This is a genomic window from Pseudomonas mediterranea CFBP 5447, assembly GCF_000774145.1.
Classification (GTDB): Bacteria; Pseudomonadota; Gammaproteobacteria; order Pseudomonadales; family Pseudomonadaceae; genus Aquipseudomonas; species Aquipseudomonas mediterranea.
The window spans coordinates 270,894-286,897 of sequence record NZ_KN322985.1 but is presented as its reverse complement, the minus strand read 5'-3'; the positions used below and the strand labels follow the sequence as shown (position 1 = coordinate 286,897).

Annotated in this window: 13 protein-coding genes; all 13 read left to right on the top strand. The window is 59.4% G+C overall.

Annotation, left to right across the window (positions count from 1 at the left end):
* Positions 1-32 precede the first annotated feature (32 nt).
* Complete coding sequence (locus tag N005_RS13590; protein WP_047701657.1) at positions 33-2,939, top strand: TIGR00180 family glycosyltransferase; 2,907 nt, start codon at positions 33-35, stop codon at positions 2,937-2,939.
* A 333-nt stretch (positions 2,940-3,272) separates the two neighbouring features.
* Positions 3,273-4,199, top strand: coding sequence for a ketoacyl-ACP synthase III (locus N005_RS13585; protein ID WP_047702221.1), 927 nt, complete (start codon positions 3,273-3,275; stop codon positions 4,197-4,199).
* A gap of 340 nt (positions 4,200-4,539) precedes the next feature.
* Positions 4,540-5,388 carry a flagellin domain-containing protein gene (locus N005_RS13580; protein WP_047701656.1) on the top strand — a complete coding sequence of 283 codons (849 nt, stop codon included), beginning with the start codon at positions 4,540-4,542 and terminating at the stop codon, positions 5,386-5,388.
* A 72-nt stretch (positions 5,389-5,460) separates the two neighbouring features.
* Complete coding sequence (locus tag N005_RS13575; RefSeq protein ID WP_047701655.1) at positions 5,461-5,826, top strand: flagellar protein FlaG; 366 nt, start codon at positions 5,461-5,463, stop codon at positions 5,824-5,826.
* Between the two features lie 82 nt (positions 5,827-5,908).
* Positions 5,909-7,336: a flagellar filament capping protein FliD gene (gene fliD, locus N005_RS13570; protein WP_047701654.1), complete on the top strand. Its 1,428-nt coding sequence runs from the start codon at positions 5,909-5,911 to the stop codon at positions 7,334-7,336.
* A 130-nt stretch (positions 7,337-7,466) separates the two neighbouring features.
* The gene (gene fliS / locus N005_RS13565) at positions 7,467-7,862 is read left to right on the top strand and encodes a flagellar export chaperone FliS (RefSeq protein ID WP_047701653.1); all 396 of its coding nucleotides are present in this window, start codon (positions 7,467-7,469) and stop codon (positions 7,860-7,862) included.
* A gap of 11 nt (positions 7,863-7,873) precedes the next feature.
* On the top strand, positions 7,874-8,170 hold the full coding sequence (gene fliT / locus N005_RS13560) for a flagellar protein FliT (protein WP_047701652.1): 297 nt from the start codon (positions 7,874-7,876) through the stop codon (positions 8,168-8,170).
* Positions 8,171-8,339: 169 nt separating this feature from the next.
* On the top strand, positions 8,340-9,815 hold the full coding sequence (locus tag N005_RS13555) for a sigma-54 dependent transcriptional regulator (RefSeq protein WP_047701651.1): 1,476 nt from the start codon (positions 8,340-8,342) through the stop codon (positions 9,813-9,815).
* Between the two features lie 251 nt (positions 9,816-10,066).
* Entirely contained in the window at positions 10,067-11,257 is a 1,191-nt protein-coding gene (locus tag N005_RS13550) for a sensor histidine kinase (RefSeq protein ID WP_193753940.1), read from the top strand.
* 5 nt (positions 11,258-11,262) lie between these two features.
* Positions 11,263-12,642: a sigma-54-dependent response regulator transcription factor FleR gene (fleR, locus tag N005_RS13545; protein ID WP_047701649.1), complete on the top strand. Its 1,380-nt coding sequence runs from the start codon at positions 11,263-11,265 to the stop codon at positions 12,640-12,642.
* Positions 12,643-12,858: 216 nt separating this feature from the next.
* Positions 12,859-13,185, top strand: a complete 327-nt coding sequence (gene fliE / locus N005_RS13540; RefSeq protein WP_041020343.1) for a flagellar hook-basal body complex protein FliE — start codon at positions 12,859-12,861, stop codon at positions 13,183-13,185.
* A 15-nt stretch (positions 13,186-13,200) separates the two neighbouring features.
* Positions 13,201-14,985, top strand: a complete 1,785-nt coding sequence (gene fliF / locus N005_RS13535; RefSeq protein WP_047701648.1) for a flagellar basal-body MS-ring/collar protein FliF — start codon at positions 13,201-13,203, stop codon at positions 14,983-14,985.
* Positions 14,978-15,997 carry a flagellar motor switch protein FliG gene (gene fliG, locus N005_RS13530; RefSeq protein WP_024778656.1) on the top strand — a complete coding sequence of 340 codons (1,020 nt, stop codon included), beginning with the start codon at positions 14,978-14,980 and terminating at the stop codon, positions 15,995-15,997. Before fliF ends, fliG begins: the two co-directional genes overlap by 8 nt.
* The last annotated feature ends 7 nt before the right edge of the window (positions 15,998-16,004 follow it).

The window sequence follows — 16,004 nt, the reverse complement described above, 5'->3', positions numbered from 1 at the left end:
TGGTGCGGCCACCCACTCGTTAAGGAATGAATATGCAAAGCAATGTCCCAGCAGGATCGACTGCGCCGTTCAATGAACGGGTTACTCTGGTGCTGCTCGCTCACGACCAGTCGACTGCCTTGCGGCGGGCGTTGCGTCACTACCGCGACAGTTCATTTGCCGTATTGGTGATCGATTCATCAAGCCTGATCGACGCTGATATCACGGCGGCGTGCCCGGGCGTGCAATACCTGCACGCGCCAGCAGCCGTTGGTTTCGGCGACAAGGTTCGCCAGGCTGTCGAGCGAGTCGCCACCCCTTACCTGGCGATTGCCGATGTCGAGGGTTTTCTGCTACCCCAGGGGCTCGAGCAGGCGTTGAGTTTCCTGGAGACGCACACTGAATATGGTGCCTGCCAAGGCTATGGCCTGGCGTTCGAAGCGCATGCCGACCGTGTCGACTATTACTTGCTCGATCGCAAGGGACGTGAGGATTACTCCAATGCATCGGCTGACGCTCGGTTAGCTGTGTTTGCCGAGGATTGCCCATCCCTGGTGAATGCCCTCACGCGCACTGAAGCCTTGCGGCGCAGTTACGCTTCGTTGCCCGTCGGTTTTGATTCCCGGTTGCAGGAGGCTGGCCATTCCCTTGGGGTGGTGGCGGATGCAAAGGTCCGTTTGCTGGACATTCCTTACGCTGTACACGAGCGCAGTCGCGTGGCGAAGCCACGGAACCCGGTTGGCATGGCGCCTGGTACCGAGGACTTGCGAGCGGCCGCTGAACAGGAGCGCATGGGCACTATGTTGGCCCAAGTCTTGGGTATTGATGCTTCGGCGCGGGAGCATGTTCGGGCCATGCTCAAGAAGCTGGTCGAACGTTCGGTGCCGCAGGCCGGGAAATTGTTCGAGTCGACCTGGGATTCACGGCGTGGCGAACCGGTTCGGCGTTTCGAGCCGACGCAATACGTTGAATTGCCCTTTTATAACCAGGCTTTTTTCGACGTGCTCACTTCCCTGGAGTTTCTGCTTCATGCGGCGCCAAGCGGTACGGTGCAGTTGAAGGAACTGGAAGCGGTCATGCTCAAGCAGAAGGAGTTGTCCCGCCCTCAGCGCAACACCAGCGCCGAGCCGCTTGATGAACAGCTGGCGAGGGCTTTCCTGAGCTATGCCTTCAACCAGGACCTGGTGGAGCAGCTGCTCGAGGTCATGCAAGCCAAGGGTGACAAGCGCTACGTGCAAATGCTCCAGGCCTGGGAACAACGGCTCAAGACGGCGGCCTTTGAAAACACCGCGAGGTTGTTCGACGCCACGCGGTCCGGTCAGTTGCTGCGTTGGCTCGATGCGCGTGAACCAAGCGCCAGTGAAGCCCAGAAAGTGTCCAAATACCTGGCCACTCGCAAAGGTGGACCGAATTTCGGCATTTTGATCCTGGATCTGGACGCCGACCTATTCAAGATGCAGGCAACCTTCGACAGCGTGATCAATGGCTATTGCCGGGCGTTCAAGATTGTCGTGTTTACTACCGGTGACCTGCCGGCCGAGACGACACCCAAGCAGGTCCTGCATTTTGTCAAAGTCAACGAAAGCAACTACGTCGACAAGATCAATCAGGTTATCAGCCAGAGCGATTGTGATTGGATGGTCATGGCCGAGGCCGGCGATGAATTGACGCCGGGCGGTCTGTTCCGTGCGGGTGTCGAATTGTTGGCCGCGCCACAGTGCCAGGCCGTGGCAATGGATGAGTTCCATCGCCAGCCTGACGGGACGCTGGCCGATGTCTTCCGGCCAGGATTCAACCTTGATTTGCTGCAAAGCTCCCCGGCGTTGATGGCCCGGCATTGGCTGGTACGACGCGAGATGTTGGTAAAGCTCGGCGGTTATTCGCGCGAGTTCAAGAATGCGATGGAGTTCGATCTGTTATTGCGCCTGATCGAGCAGGACGGCCTGGAGGGGCTTGCCCACCTGGATGAGCCGCTACTGATTTGCCAGGCGCCGACGGTGGAAGACAACGCCGATGAGCGCAAGACCCTGTTGCGTCATCTGGCGGTTCGTGGCTATCAGGCCGATGTGAGCGCGGTCGTGCCGGGCACGCATAAAATCGACTACCGCTTTGCCGAACGGCCCATGGTGTCGATCATCATCCATGGTGCTTGCGAGCTGACGTCCCTTCAACGCTGTCTGCTCAGCGTGCTGCAGCGCACGCGATATCAGCGCTATGAGGTGTTGCTCTGCGCCGCCGCGGCAGACAACGCTGTGCTGCGTACCTGGCTCCAGGGGCAGGGACACCAGGCAAGTCGTGTTCACTTGTTGGATATCGAACAAGACATGGCGACGGGCTCTTTGATCAACGCGGCCAGCCAGGAGGCCAAGGGCGACTATCTGGTGACGCTGGCGGCTGACAGCGAAGTAGTGAACGTCAACTGGATCGAATCGCTGCTCAATCAGGCGTTGCGTCCGGAAGTCGGAGTGGTGGGTGCCAAGCTGGTCGAGCGCGATGGACGTGTCACCCAGGCGGGCCTGATCCTGGGCTTGAACGGCGAAGTCGGCTCGGCATTCGTTGGTGAACCGAAGACTGCCAGAGGCTACATGAACAGACTTGTCGTCGAGCAGAATTGCTCGGCGGTGTCCTTTGCCTGCTTGATGATTTCCAAGCAGTTGTTCGAAGCGGCTGACGGCATAGACAGCGGTTTGTTCGATGAGGCCCTGGGAGATGTGGATCTGTGCCTCAGAGTCGGCCAGGCCGGGTACCTGACGGTATGGACGCCGCATGTGCAGGTTATCCAGTCCGGCGTACTGCCGAGTACGCCACAGGCGCGTGCGGCACTGCGTGAAAAGTGGTCCGAGGCGTTGGCCCAGGATCGATTCTACAACGCGAACCTGGCGTTGGAAGGCAGGGGTTTCGCCCTGGGGCCGGTGCGCAACGTACCCTGGCTCGACTTGCTGGACACACCTGCTGCGTAACCCCAGCCGTACAAGGCTTTCCCTCAACGCCGGCAACTGAAACCTGCCGGCGTCTTCCCTCTCTGATCACGCCGCCATTTCCAGGAACTTTGTCCGGTGTTCGATCCCCCCTCTGGGAAGTGACACGGCTTCGTTTGTCGTGAAAAAATGCCCCTTCAGGACAAAACGGCGTGACGCATAGGTCATAAAGTGCATCTTCACTGTATTGTGTTCCATGGAGTGGAGGCTCATTCGTTCGCCAGACCAGGCGTCCGCCCTTGGAAATCAACCATTTGAAGCGCCCCTGAGCTTTCGGGGGTGAACCTAGTCGCTGTTCATGATCGGGAAGCCATGATGATTGGCATAAAAAGCATAGCGAGTTATGTGCCGACCGCTGGTGTGGATAACTACGCTCAGGGTGCCAAATTCGAGAAGGATGAAGAGTTCATCCTTGGCAAGATTGGTTCGGCGTTCCTGCCGCGCAAAGACGCTGACCAGGAAACTTCGGACCTGTGTGTACAAGCGGTTAACGCATTGTTTGCCAACAATCCGGGACTTTCGCGCGAATCCATCGATGCGCTGATCGTCGTCACCCAAAATGGTGATGAAGAGGGGTTGCCGCACACGGCCGCCATCGTGCAGGACAAGCTCGGGCTGCCAACCCATGTGGCGGCGTTCGATATATCACTGGGCTGTTCGGGCTACGTGTACGGCATCTATGCCTTGAAGGGCTTCATGGAGGCTGCTGGGCTGAAGAACGGTTTGTTGGTCACCGCCGACCCGTATTCGAAAATCGTCGACCCTGAAGATCGCAACACCACCATGTTGTTCGGCGATGCCGCCACGGCTACGTGGATGGCCGAGGGCGCCAACTGGCAGCTGGGCAAATCCAAGTTCGGTACCGACGGATCCGGTGCGCCGCACCTGAAGGTCAGCGACGGTGTGTTTTTCATGAACGGTCGCCAGGTGTTCAACTTTGCTTTGCTGAAAGTACCGGCCCATTTGCACGAGCTGCTGAATGAGTCCTCGCTGCAAGCCAGCGATATCGACGCTTTCTGCATCCACCAGGGTAGTGCGGCGATTGTCGATGCCGTGGCGCGGCGTTTCGAGGGCGAGCCTGAAAAATTTATCAAGGACATGGTCGAGACCGGCAATACCGTGTCGTCGAGCATTCCGCTGTTGCTGGAAAAGCACGTTCTGGATGCTGATTGGAAGCGCGTGGCAATCAGCGGTTTCGGCGTGGGCCTGTCGTGGGGTTCGGCGATTCTCTATCGCGACTGATAGATCAACCTGAGATGTGATGTGGGAGCGGGCTTGCCCGCGAAGGCGTCGTTGGATTCAGCACGGATACAAGCTGACCTACCGCTTTCGCGAGCAAGCCTGCTCCCATTTTTTTGCCCGCAATTGGATGAAGCAGGTTTTTGGCGCCATTTTTTCGAGCCTTTTCCCTGAGCTAACCCCTTGTTTCTCAAGGGGTGGCAACCTGCTAGCAATTTTTTTGAAAAAAGCCCTCAAGCAAGTTCCCAATCCGACGATAACTATTACGAAGGTTCTCTAGGCCACACCCCGGCGGTTGCCAAAGGGCCGGAAGCCGCAGTACCCAACCAACGAGGAATTCGTCATGGCTTTAACAGTAAACACCAACACTACATCCCTGAACGTTCAGAAAAACCTGAACCGCGCTTCCGACGCTCTGTCCACTTCGATGACTCGCCTGTCTTCCGGCCTGAAAATCAACAGCGCCAAAGACGACGCCGCCGGCCTGCAGATCGCTACCCGTATGACCTCGCAAATCCGCGGTCAGACCATGGCGATCAAAAACGCCAACGACGGTATCTCCATGGCGCAGACCGCTGAAGGCGCGATGCAGGAGCAGACCAACATTCTGCAACGTATGCGTGAACTGGCCATCCAGTCCCGTAACGATAGCAACAGCGCAACCGACCGTGTCGCTCTGAACAAAGAGTTCTCGCAGATGAGCGACGAACTGACCCGTATCGCCAACAGCACCAACCTGAACGGCAAGAACCTGCTCGACGGTACTGCTAGCACCATGACCTTCCAGGTTGGTTCGAACACCGGTTCCGACAACCAGATCTCCCTGACCTTGAGCGCCAGTTTTGACGCTGCAAGCCTGGGTGTCGACTCGGCGATCACCATCGTTGGTTCCGACAGTGCTGCTGCTGAGTCCAACTTCTCGGCCGCCATGGATGCAATCACCAGCGCGATCGATACCATCAACAGTGCCCGTGCCGACCTCGGTGCTGCACAAAACCGTTTCGCCAGCACCATCTCCAACCTGCAGAACATCAACGAAAACGCCAGTGCTGCACTGGGTCGCGTACAAGACACCGACTTCGCTGCTGAAACTGCCCAGCTGACCAAGCAGCAGACTCTGCAACAAGCTTCCACTTCGGTTCTGGCCCAGGCCAACCAACTGCCATCCGCTGTACTGAAGCTGCTTCAGTAATAGCTGGATGAGTTTTAGCGGGGGAGTGCGCTTGCGTACTCTCTCGCTTTTTCCGTTCAAGAGGTGATGGACATGGATATGAGCGTGAAGCTGAACTTGTCTTATCCAGCGGCGAAGCCGGCACCTGCAGTGGTCGACAAGCCAGTGGAGAAGCCTCAAGCCGACGCTTTGGTTGTGGCGCCGGTCAAGGAAGCCCCTAAAGATGCCGCTGCCGAGCAGGAAAAACTCAAGAAAGCTGTCCAGGAGATCGAGAAGTTCGTTCAATCGGTCAAGCGTAATCTGGAGTTTTCCATCGATGAGCCTTCAGGCAAAGTAGTGGTCAAAGTGATTGCCAGTGGTTCCGGTGAAGTGATTCGCCAGATCCCGAACGAAGAAGTTCTGAAACTGGCGAACAGTTTGAATGATGCAAACAGCTTGTTGTTCAGCGCCGAAGCCTGACAACCGGCACGAATTTTGTAGTTATGTTCTTTTGGGCGTTGTAAAGGTCAAAAGGCCGGCGACACACTGAAGGGAGTCCCACATGGCAAGTCCAATTCTACCTGGCTTGGGTCTAGGCTCTGGCCTTGATACCACTGCGATCGTCAAAGCGCTGGTCGATTCCGACAAGGCCGCCAAGCAAGGTCAGATCACCCGAGCGACGACGACGACTACCAACAGTATCTCCGGGGTGGGAACCCTGAAGTCGTTGTTGGCAGCTTTCAATACCGCCATGAAGGACTTGAGCAGCACAACGAACCCGCAATTCGCGGGTTTTGCTGCAACATCCTCTGCCCCGACAGTGCTCACGGCCACCGCCAGCAACTCGGCGGTGAACGGTACTTACTCGGTCAAGGTCAACAGCCTTGCCACGGCATCCAAGGTCACTTCGGCAGCCTTCGCCGGCGGTACGACCAGTGCCATTCCTTCGGGCACCCTGACCATCTCGCAGAAGGGGGTCGACTACAACCTGAATGTGCCGGGTGGTTCGACCCTTCAATCGGTTCGTGACGCGATCAACGCCGATTCTTCACTCAAGGCAGCGGGTTTCAGCGCCAACATCGTGACCGACTCTTTCGGTTCGCGCCTGGTGCTGGGTTCCAGCACTACCGGTGCGGGTTCCGACATCTCCGTGAGCGGCATCGCTGGGCTGGAGATCGATGGAACGAATGTCGTGGGTGCCAACGGTACTGCGCTGACCGCCACTTCGGCGGGATCCATTGGTGCCATAGCACACGATGCCGAATTCACCATCGATGGAATGCTGCTGACCAGCAAGAGCAATACAGTCAGTACGGCGGTTTCCGGATTGACGTTGAATCTGCTCGCAGCTGGCGGCGCCGCTTCAACCGTTACCGTGGCGCCGAACAATGATGGCTTGAAAGCCTCGATCCAGAAATTCGTCGATGCCTACAACGCGGTCGCCAATAGTATCACCGCGCTGACCAAGCCGACGCTCGACGATGATGGTAACCCGACCGTACCGGCAAAGCTGACCGGTGACTCGTTGCCTCGCTCGCTCTTGGCGGCTATCCGTGAACCCTTGTCTCAGACCGGGGCTGGCGACAAGCTGACGGTGCTGGCCCAGTTAGGGGTTACGACCGACCAGAAGACGGGGGCGCTGAATTTCGATAGCGTCAAATTCACCGCGGCGATGACCGACAAGAAGCTCAGTGGTGAAGTCCAAACGATGTTCACCGGTACCAATGGCTTGCTGGAGCGCATGGGCAAGGCGATTGAGCCCTTCAGCCAGGCGGGTGGCGTCCTCGATCAGCGTTCCACGGTGCTGAACAGGACCCAGGCCCGCTTGAAGAGCGATCAGGAGGCTCTGGATCGTCGGGTCGAGACCCTGACTGCCGTACTGACTAAAAAGTACAACGACATGGATACCCTGGTCGGCAAGCTGAAGGCCACTGCGAGCAACATCACCTCGATGTTCGAGGCAATAAACGCGCAGCAACGAAACAGTTGATTTTTCGACCGGCAAAAAAGCCCGGCAACGTTTTGACGACGTTCCGGGCTTTCGGTTTTGCGGTCTAAAGTTTTTTGGCGCAGCGTCGATACGCTATTTAACGAACCAAAGTTTTTTGATGAGGTAGAACATGAATCCGATGTTGGCCCTTCGCCAATACCAGAAGATTGGTGCCCAGGCGCAAACCTCCGAGGCAAGTCCCCATCGTCTTGTGCAGATGCTCATGGAGGGCGGGCTGGATCGTATCGCCCAGGCCAAGGGCGCGATGGAGCGCAAGGATATTGCAAACAGAGGCATTTTGATCAGCAAGGCCATTGGTATTGTCGGTGGTTTGCGTGAGGGCCTGGACCTGGAAAACCAGGCCGAGTCGGTCGCTGAATTGGATGCTCTTTACGCTTACATGATGAAGCGTCTGGCCGAAGCCAACGTCAAGGCCGATCCGAAGATCCTCGACGAAGTCGCCGATCTGCTTCGCACGGTCAAGGAAGGCTGGGATGCTATTGCCGTACCTGGTCCGCAATTCTAAGGAGTGCTCCCATGAGTCTTGTCCTGCAGCGAATCGAACAAACCCGTGATGCCTTGGTCGATGCCCTGGCCGAGCGAAACTGGGAGGCAATCGGTCAGTTGGACCTGGCTTGCCGCTCCTGCATGGAAGACGTTCTGGGCGAGGCCCAGGTGGACGAGGCGGCGCTGCGAATAAATCTTGAGCAGTTGCTGGGAGTGTATCGGCAGCTGCTGGAGGCGGCGACGGGAGAGCGTCAGGCGGTCGTCGACGAGATGCAGCAGATCCATCAAGCGCAAAACGCCGCAAAGGTATACCATCTGTTCGGTTAATGCTTAGTTAATCCGAACAAAGTGCGCCATAAATTTGACTGTGCACCGTTTTTTGACTTAACTAGTAGCTGTTTACAGATTTCAGGCGTCTACAGGCATGACAAGTCTGCAAGCGTCTAGCTTGCCCCCTAATTTCGGGCACTGAGTTGACTAGGGAAGTTGCTATTGCATGTGGCGTGAAACCAAAATTCTCCTGATCGATGACGACAGCGTCCGCCGCCGTGACCTGGCGGTGATTTTAAATTTTCTTGGCGAAGAAAATTTACCTTGCGGAAGCCATGACTGGCAGCAGGCCGTCGGCTCGCTGGCGTCCAGTCGTGAAGTCATTTGCGTCCTTATCGGAACCGTAAATGCCCCCGCAACTCTTTTGGGCTTGCTAAAGACACTCTCAACCTGGGATGAGTTCCTTCCGGTTTTGTTAATGGGCGAAAATTCTTCCCTTGACTTGCCTGAAGACCAGCGTCGCCGAGTGCTTTCCACGCTCGAAATGCCGCCCAGCTACAGCAAATTGCTCGATTCGCTGCATCGCGCCCAGGTTTATCGCGAGATGTACGATCAGGCCCGTGAGCGCGGCAGGCATCGCGAACCCAACCTTTTCCGCAGCCTCGTCGGTACCAGCCGGGCGATCCAGCACGTGCGCCAGATGATGCAGCAGGTCGCCGATACGGACGCCAGCGTGCTGATCCTGGGCGAGTCGGGTACCGGCAAGGAAGTGGTTGCGCGCAATCTGCACTACCACTCCAAGCGTCGCGAAGCGCCGTTCGTGCCGGTGAACTGCGGGGCAATCCCGGCCGAGTTGCTGGAAAGCGAGCTGTTCGGACACGAGAAGGGCGCCTTTACCGGCGCGATCACCAGCCGGGCCGGGCGTTTCGAGCTGGCCAACGGCGGCACGCTGTTTCTCGACGAGATCGGTGACATGCCGTTGCCGATGCAGGTCAAGCTGCTGCGGGTCCTGCAGGAGCGCACCTTCGAGCGCGTGGGCAGCAACAAGACCCAGAGCGTCGACGTGCGGATCATCGCCGCGACCCACAAGAACCTCGAGAGCATGATCGAGGTCGGCAGTTTTCGCGAAGACCTCTACTACCGTCTCAATGTGTTCCCGATCGAAATGGCCCCGCTGCGTGAGCGCGTCGAGGACATTCCGCTGCTGATGAACGAGTTGATTTCGCGCATGGAGCACGAAAAACGCGGTTCGATCCGCTTCAATTCGGCGGCGATCATGTCCCTGTGCCGTCATGGATGGCCGGGCAACGTCCGTGAATTGGCCAACCTGGTGGAGCGCATGGCGATCATGCACCCCTATGGCGTGATCGGTGTGGCTGAGCTGCCGAAGAAATTCCGCTACGTCGACGACGAAGACGAGCAAATGGTCGATACCCTGCGTAGCGACCTGGAAGAGCGCGTGGCGATCAACGGCCACACACCGGACTTCACCAGCAGTGCCTTGCTGCCGCCGGAAGGCCTGGATCTCAAGGATTACCTGGGTGGCCTGGAGCAGGGTCTTATCCAGCAGGCCCTGGACGACGCCAACGGTATCGTGGCTCGTGCAGCGGAACGCCTGCGCATCCGTCGCACCACCCTGGTGGAGAAGATGCGCAAGTACGGCATGAGTCGCCGTGAAGGCGATGAACAGGCGGATGATTGACGCCTGTCTCATGACCGCCTGATTTTTTGTGGCGAGGGGATTCATCCCCGCTGGGCTGCGTAGCGGCCCCAAAAACAGGGCCGCTTTGCGCCCCAGCGGGGATGAATCCCCTCGCCACAAAGTCCCCCGCGACAGCTCGATGCATGTTTACCACCTTCCGGCACGGCTATTGCTAAAGCTCTCTCAACAGTCCGTTTAACTGACGGTCAGCCAAGCGAGAGAGTTCGATGAGCCAAGCCGCCCATGTCCAGATGTCTCCTGTCCCTGAGTCGGGGCTCATGCCGTCCGCCGAGCAGGCAAGCCGCGCTGGACTTGAGCAGGCGTTTTCGCTGTTCAACCAGATGTCCAGCCAGTTGACCGATTCCTACAGCCTGCTCGAAGCCCGGGTCACTGAGCTCAAGGGCGAGTTGGCGGTAGTCAGCGCCCAGCGCATGCAGGAATTGGCGGAAAAAGAGCGTCTGGCCAACCGTCTGCAGAACCTGCTCGACCTGCTGCCGGGTGGCGTCATCGTCATCGACGCTCATGGTTTTGTTCGCGAAGCCAACCCGGCAGCCTGCGAGCTGCTCGGCTTGCCCCTCGAAGGTGAGCTGTGGCGGCACGTCATTGCGCGTTGCTTTGCTCCCCGCGAGGACGACGGTCATGAAGTGTCCCTCAAGGACGGCAGGCGCCTGTCTATCTCGACGCGTTCGCTGGACGCCGAACCCGGCCAGTTGGTGTTGCTCAACGACCTGACTGAAACCCGTCACCTGCAAGACCAGTTGGCCCGCCATGAACGCCTGTCGTCCCTGGGGCGCATGGTGGCGTCCCTGGCTCACCAGATCCGCACGCCGCTGTCCGCCGCGTTGCTGTACGCCAGTCATTTGACCGAACAGCAGTTGCCAATGGAAACCCAGCAGCGCTTCGCCGGGCGACTGAAAGAGCGTCTGCACGAGCTCGAGCATCAAGTGCGGGACATGCTGGTGTTCGCCCGTGGCGAGCTGCCATTGACCGACCGCGTCACCCCGAAAGCCCTCTTGCAATCCCTGCAGGCCGCGGCATTGACTCATGTGCAGGGTCTGCCAATCCGTTGGCAGTGCGACAGCCATGCCGGGGAAATCCTCTGCAACCGCGACACCTTGGTGGGTGCGGTGTTGAACCTCATCGAGAACGCCATACAGGCCAGCGGCGAGGATGTGCGACTGAAGGTTCACTTGTATAGCCGCGACAGCACCTTACGCCTGTGTGTCAGCGACAATGGCGGCGGGATCGAGCCGGCAGTGCTGGCGCGTCTCGGCGAGCCGTTCTTCACCACCAAGACCACCGGAACCGGGCTCGGCCTGACCGTGGTCAAGGCGGTGGCCCGTGCTCATCAGGGAGAATTGCAACTGCGTTCGCGGCTGGGGCGTGGCACCTGTGCGACGGTGTTCCTGCCGCTGTTTTCCGGCGCGCCGGAGGTGGAGTGAAGTCGATGGCGATCAAGGTGTTGCTGGTTGAGGATGACCGGGCCCTGCGCGAAGCGTTGGCCGATACGCTGGTGCTGGCCGGGCACGACTACACGGCGGTCGGTTCGGCGGAGGATGCGCTGCTGGCCGTGGACCGGGAAACCTTCAGCCTGGTGGTCAGCGATGTGAACATGCCGGGCATGGACGGCCATCAATTGCTGGGGCTGTTGCGTGCTCGCCAACCGCAGTTGCCGGTCTTGCTGATGACGGCCCATGGGGCGGTCGAGCGGGCGGTGGACGCCATGCGCCAGGGCGCTGCGGATTACCTGGTCAAGCCGTTCGAGCCCAAGGCGCTGCTCGATCTGGTGGCCCGTCATGCGCTGGGCGTTCCTGCGGTCGAGGGGGAAGGTCCGGTGGCGCTTGAACCGGCCAGCGCTCAACTGCTCGAATTGGCCGCACGGGTGGCGCGCAGCGATTCCACGGTGTTGATTTCCGGTGAGTCGGGTACCGGCAAGGAAGTGTTGGCGCGCTACATTCACCAGCAATCCCGTCGCGCCAATGATCCATTCATCGCCATCAACTGCGCGGCGATTCCCGACAACATGCTCGAGGCGACACTGTTCGGTCACGAGAAGGGTTCGTTTACCGGCGCCATTGCGGCCCAGGCCGGCAAGTTCGAGCAGGCCGATGGCGGCACCATTCTGCTCGATGAGATTTCCGAAATGCCCTTGGGGTTGCAAGCCAAGCTGTTGCGGGTCTTGCAGGAGCGGGAAGTGGAGCGGGTGGGCGGACGCAAACCCATCAACCTGGATATCCGCGTGGTGGCGACCACCAACCGGGATCTGGCCGCAGAGGTGGCGGCAGGACGCTTTCGCGAGGATCTTTACTATCGTCTGTCGGTATTCCCCCTTGCCTGGCGTCCATTGCGCGAGCGCACTGCCGATATCCTGCCGCTGGCCGAGCGTCTGCTGGCCCGGCACGTCAATAAAATGAAGCATGCGGCGGCAAGGCTGTCGCCCGAGGCGAAGGCCTGCCTGATTGCCTATCCCTGGCCCGGAAACGTGCGGGAGCTGGATAACGCCATTCAGCGTGCATTGATCCTGCAGCAGGGTGGCTTGATCCAACCGGAGGATTTCTGCCTGGCGGGTCCGGTGGCCTGCGCGCCACTGCCGACGCTGGTGCCGGTCCCGCCGAGGGTAGAGGTGGAAAGCGAGTCGGCCGGCGCGCTGGAAGACGACCTGCGTCGACGTGAATTCCAGATGATCATCGACACCCTGCGTGCCGAACGCGGCCGTCGCAAGGAGGCAGCCGAACGTCTGGGTATCAGCCCACGCACCCTGCGCTACAAGCTGGCGCAGATGCGTGACGCGGGGATGGACGTCGAGGCGTATCTGTTCGCCAGTTGAGTTGTTTAAACCGGAAAATCCCTTGTCCCTCGCTCGGACGAGCGCTTTCGCCACCCAGTGCCAATGCAGATGTTGACTGGTCCAGCGCCTTCGCGAACAGGCTCGCTCCCACACGAGTTTATTGTTATCGCCATGGAGCTGGCACCCTTGTTGCTAACACCTATGTACCCATCGAGTCAGCGTCAAAAAAACGCGGGCCGCCAGAGAGAGTAGACCATGAGCCAAGGTATTGAATTTAATCGGTTGATGCTGGACATGCGGGCCATGCAGATGGACGCCATGTCGCAGCCAAAATCGGTCGCGGTCCCCCAGGTGGGCGGCAGCAGTTTTTCCGACATGCTTGGCCAGGCCGTCAATAAAGTGAACGATACCCAGCAGGCGTCGAACCAATTAGCCAGTGCCTTTGAAATTGGCAAAAGTGGCGTCGACCTGACCGACGTAATGATTTCTTCGCAGAAAGCCACTGTCTCGTTCCAGGCGCTGACCCAGGTTCGCAACAAACTGGTCCAGGCCTATCAAGACATCATGCAGATGCCGGTCTAAGGAAACTATTGAGTCATGGCAGAAGCAGCCGTAGATAACGTTCCGGCCAAGACCACCCCACCAGACGGCAAACCGCCGCTGTTCGGGTTGTCTTTCCTGGAAAATCTCTCCGAGATGACCATGTTGCGTCAGGTTGGCCTGTTGGTCGGCCTGGCTGCCAGCGTGGCGATTGGTTTCGCCGTGGTGCTGTGGTCCCAGCAGCCAGACTACCGTCCCCTCTATGGCAGCCTGGCGGGTATGGACGCCAAGCAGGTCATGGAGACCCTGGCTTCCGCCGACATTCCCTATACCGTCGAGCCGAATTCCGGCGCCTTGCTGGTCAAGGCCGATGACGTGGCCCGTGCGCGCCTGAAGCTGGCCGCCGCCGGCGTGACGCCGACCGATGGCAACATCGGTTTCGAAATCCTCGACAAGGACCAGGGCCTGGGTACCAGCCAGTTCATGGAAGCGACCCGTTATCGTCGCGGCCTGGAAGGCGAGCTGGCCCGTACCATCTCCAGCCTGAACAACGTCAAGGGTGCCCGTGTGCACCTGGCGATTCCGAAAAGCTCGGTGTTCGTGCGCGACGAGCGCAAGCCAAGCGCGTCGGTCCTGGTTGAACTGTATCCAGGCCGCGCCCTGGAGCCGGGCCAGGTCATGGCCATCGTCAATCTGGTGGCGACCAGCGTCCCCGAGTTGAGCAAGTCCCAGATCACCGTGGTCGACCAGAAAGGCACCTTGCTGTCCGACCAGGCGGAAAACTCCGAGTTGACCATGGCCGGCAAGCAGTTCGATTACAGCCGCCGCATGGAAGGCATGCTGACCCAGCGTGTACACAACATCCTGCAACCGATCCTGGGCAACGACCGCTACAAGGCCGAAGTGTCGGCAGACGTGGATTTCAGCGCGGTGGAGTCGACCTCCGAGCAGTTCAACCCCGATCAGCCGGCCTTGCGCAGCGAGCAATCGGTGAACGAGCAGCGCACCGCCAGCAACGGTCCGCAAGGCGTGCCCGGCGCCCTGAGCAATCAGCCGCCGTCGCCGGCCAGCGCGCCGCAAACCACCGGGGGCGCGGCAGGCGCCGCCGGCATGATACAGCCAGGCCAGCCGCTGGTGGACGCCAACGGCCAGCAGATCATGGACCCGGCCACCGGCCAACCGATGCTGGCGCCGTACCCGGCCGACAAGCGTCAACAATCGACGAAGAACTTCGAACTCGACCGCTCCATCAGCCACACCAAGCAGCAGCAGGGCCGCTTGACCCGACTGTCGGTTGCAGTGGTGGTGGACGACCAGGTCAAGGTCAACCCGGCCAATGGCGAAACCAGCCGTGCGCCATGGAGCGCCGACGAATTGGCGCGCTTCACTCGCCTGGTCCAGGACGCCGTGGGTTTCGACGCCAGCCGTGGCGACAGCGTCAGCGTGATCAACGTGCCGTTCTCCTCGGAGCGTGGTGAAGTCATCGCCGATATTCCGTTTTATTCGCAACCCTGGTTCTGGGATGTGGTCAAGCAAGTATTGGGCGTGGTGTTCATCCTGGTACTGGTGTTCGGTGTCCTGCGTCCGGTGCTCAACAACATCACCAATGGCGGCAAGAACAAGCAGCTGGCTGGCTTGGGCGATGTAGAGCTGGGAGGCATGGGCGGCCTGGATGGCGAATTGGCTAACGATCGCGTCAGCCTCGGCGGGCCGCAGAGCATTCTGCTGCCAAGCCCGAGCGAAGGCTATGACGCTCAGTTGAACGCCATCAAGAGTCTGGTGGCAGAAGATCCGGGTCGTGTGGCCCAGGTCGTGAAAGAGTGGATCAACGCAGATGAGTGATAATCGAGCCGCTGTTGCCAAATTGTCCCGGGTCGACAAAGCCGCGATTCTGCTGCTGTCCCTGGGCTCGACGGACGCCGCCCAGGTGTTGCGCCATATGGGGCCCAAGGAGGTCCAGCGTGTGGGCGTGGCCATGGCCCAGATGGGGAACGTGCACCGCGAGCAGGTCGAGCAGGTGATGAGCGAGTTCGTCGACATCGTTGGCGATCAGACCAGCCTGGGCGTGGGTTCCGACGATTACGTGCGCAAGATGCTCACCCAGGCGCTGGGCGAAGACAAGGCCAACGGCCTGATCGACCGGATCCTGTTGGGTGGCAACACCAGCGGCCTGGACAGCCTCAAGTGGATGGAGCCGCGGGCGGTAGCCGACGTGATCCGTTACGAGCACCCGCAGATCCAGGCGATCGTGGTGGCTTACCTCGATCCGGACCAGGCCGGTGAAGTGCTGGGCAACTTCGACCACAAGGTGCGCTTGGACATCATCTTGCGGGTGTCTTCGCTCAACACCGTGCAGCCGGCGGCCCTGAAAGAATTGAACCAGATTCTCGAGAAGCAGTTCTCGGGCAACTCCAATGCCTCGCGCACCACCCTGGGTGGTATCAAGCGCGCGGCGGACATCATGAACTTCCTCGACAGTTCGATCGAAGGTCAACTCATGGATTCGATCCGCGAGTTCGACGAAGACTTGTCCGGTCAGATCGAAGACCTCATGTTCGTGTTCAACAACCTGGCCGATGTCGACGACCGTGGCATCCAGGCGCTGTTGCGCGAAGTGTCCTCCGACGTGCTGGTCCTGGCCCTCAAGGGTTCGGACGAAGGCGTCAAGGAGAAGATCTTCAAGAACATGTCCAAACGGGCGGCCGAACTGTTGCGCGACGACCTCGAGGCCAAGGGCCCGGTGCGTGTCAGCGACGTGGAAACCGCGCAGAAGGAAATCCTCACCATCGCCCGCCGCATGGCCGAAGCCGGAGAGATCGTGCTCGGTGGCAAGGGCGGCGAAGAGATGATCTAAGGTCGTT

What these genes read in the sequence shown, in the direction of transcription:
- N005_RS13590 (WP_047701657.1), top strand. Translation starts at nt 33, where the DNA reads ATGCAAAGCAATGTCCCAGCAGGATCGACTGCGCCGTTCAATGAACGG.
- N005_RS13585 (WP_047702221.1), top strand. Translation starts at nt 3,273, where the DNA reads ATGATTGGCATAAAAAGCATAGCGAGTTATGTGCCGACCGCTGGTGTG.
- N005_RS13580 (WP_047701656.1), top strand. Translation starts at nt 4,540, where the DNA reads ATGGCTTTAACAGTAAACACCAACACTACATCCCTGAACGTTCAGAAA.
- N005_RS13575 (WP_047701655.1), top strand. Translation starts at nt 5,461, where the DNA reads ATGGATATGAGCGTGAAGCTGAACTTGTCTTATCCAGCGGCGAAGCCG.
- fliD (WP_047701654.1), top strand. Translation starts at nt 5,909, where the DNA reads ATGGCAAGTCCAATTCTACCTGGCTTGGGTCTAGGCTCTGGCCTTGAT.
- fliS (WP_047701653.1), top strand. Translation starts at nt 7,467, where the DNA reads ATGAATCCGATGTTGGCCCTTCGCCAATACCAGAAGATTGGTGCCCAG.
- fliT (WP_047701652.1), top strand. Translation starts at nt 7,874, where the DNA reads ATGAGTCTTGTCCTGCAGCGAATCGAACAAACCCGTGATGCCTTGGTC.
- N005_RS13555 (WP_047701651.1), top strand. Translation starts at nt 8,340, where the DNA reads ATGTGGCGTGAAACCAAAATTCTCCTGATCGATGACGACAGCGTCCGC.
- N005_RS13550 (WP_193753940.1), top strand. Translation starts at nt 10,067, where the DNA reads ATGTCTCCTGTCCCTGAGTCGGGGCTCATGCCGTCCGCCGAGCAGGCA.
- fleR (WP_047701649.1), top strand. Translation starts at nt 11,263, where the DNA reads ATGGCGATCAAGGTGTTGCTGGTTGAGGATGACCGGGCCCTGCGCGAA.
- fliE (WP_041020343.1), top strand. Translation starts at nt 12,859, where the DNA reads ATGAGCCAAGGTATTGAATTTAATCGGTTGATGCTGGACATGCGGGCC.
- fliF (WP_047701648.1), top strand. Translation starts at nt 13,201, where the DNA reads ATGGCAGAAGCAGCCGTAGATAACGTTCCGGCCAAGACCACCCCACCA.
- fliG (WP_024778656.1), top strand. Translation starts at nt 14,978, where the DNA reads ATGAGTGATAATCGAGCCGCTGTTGCCAAATTGTCCCGGGTCGACAAA.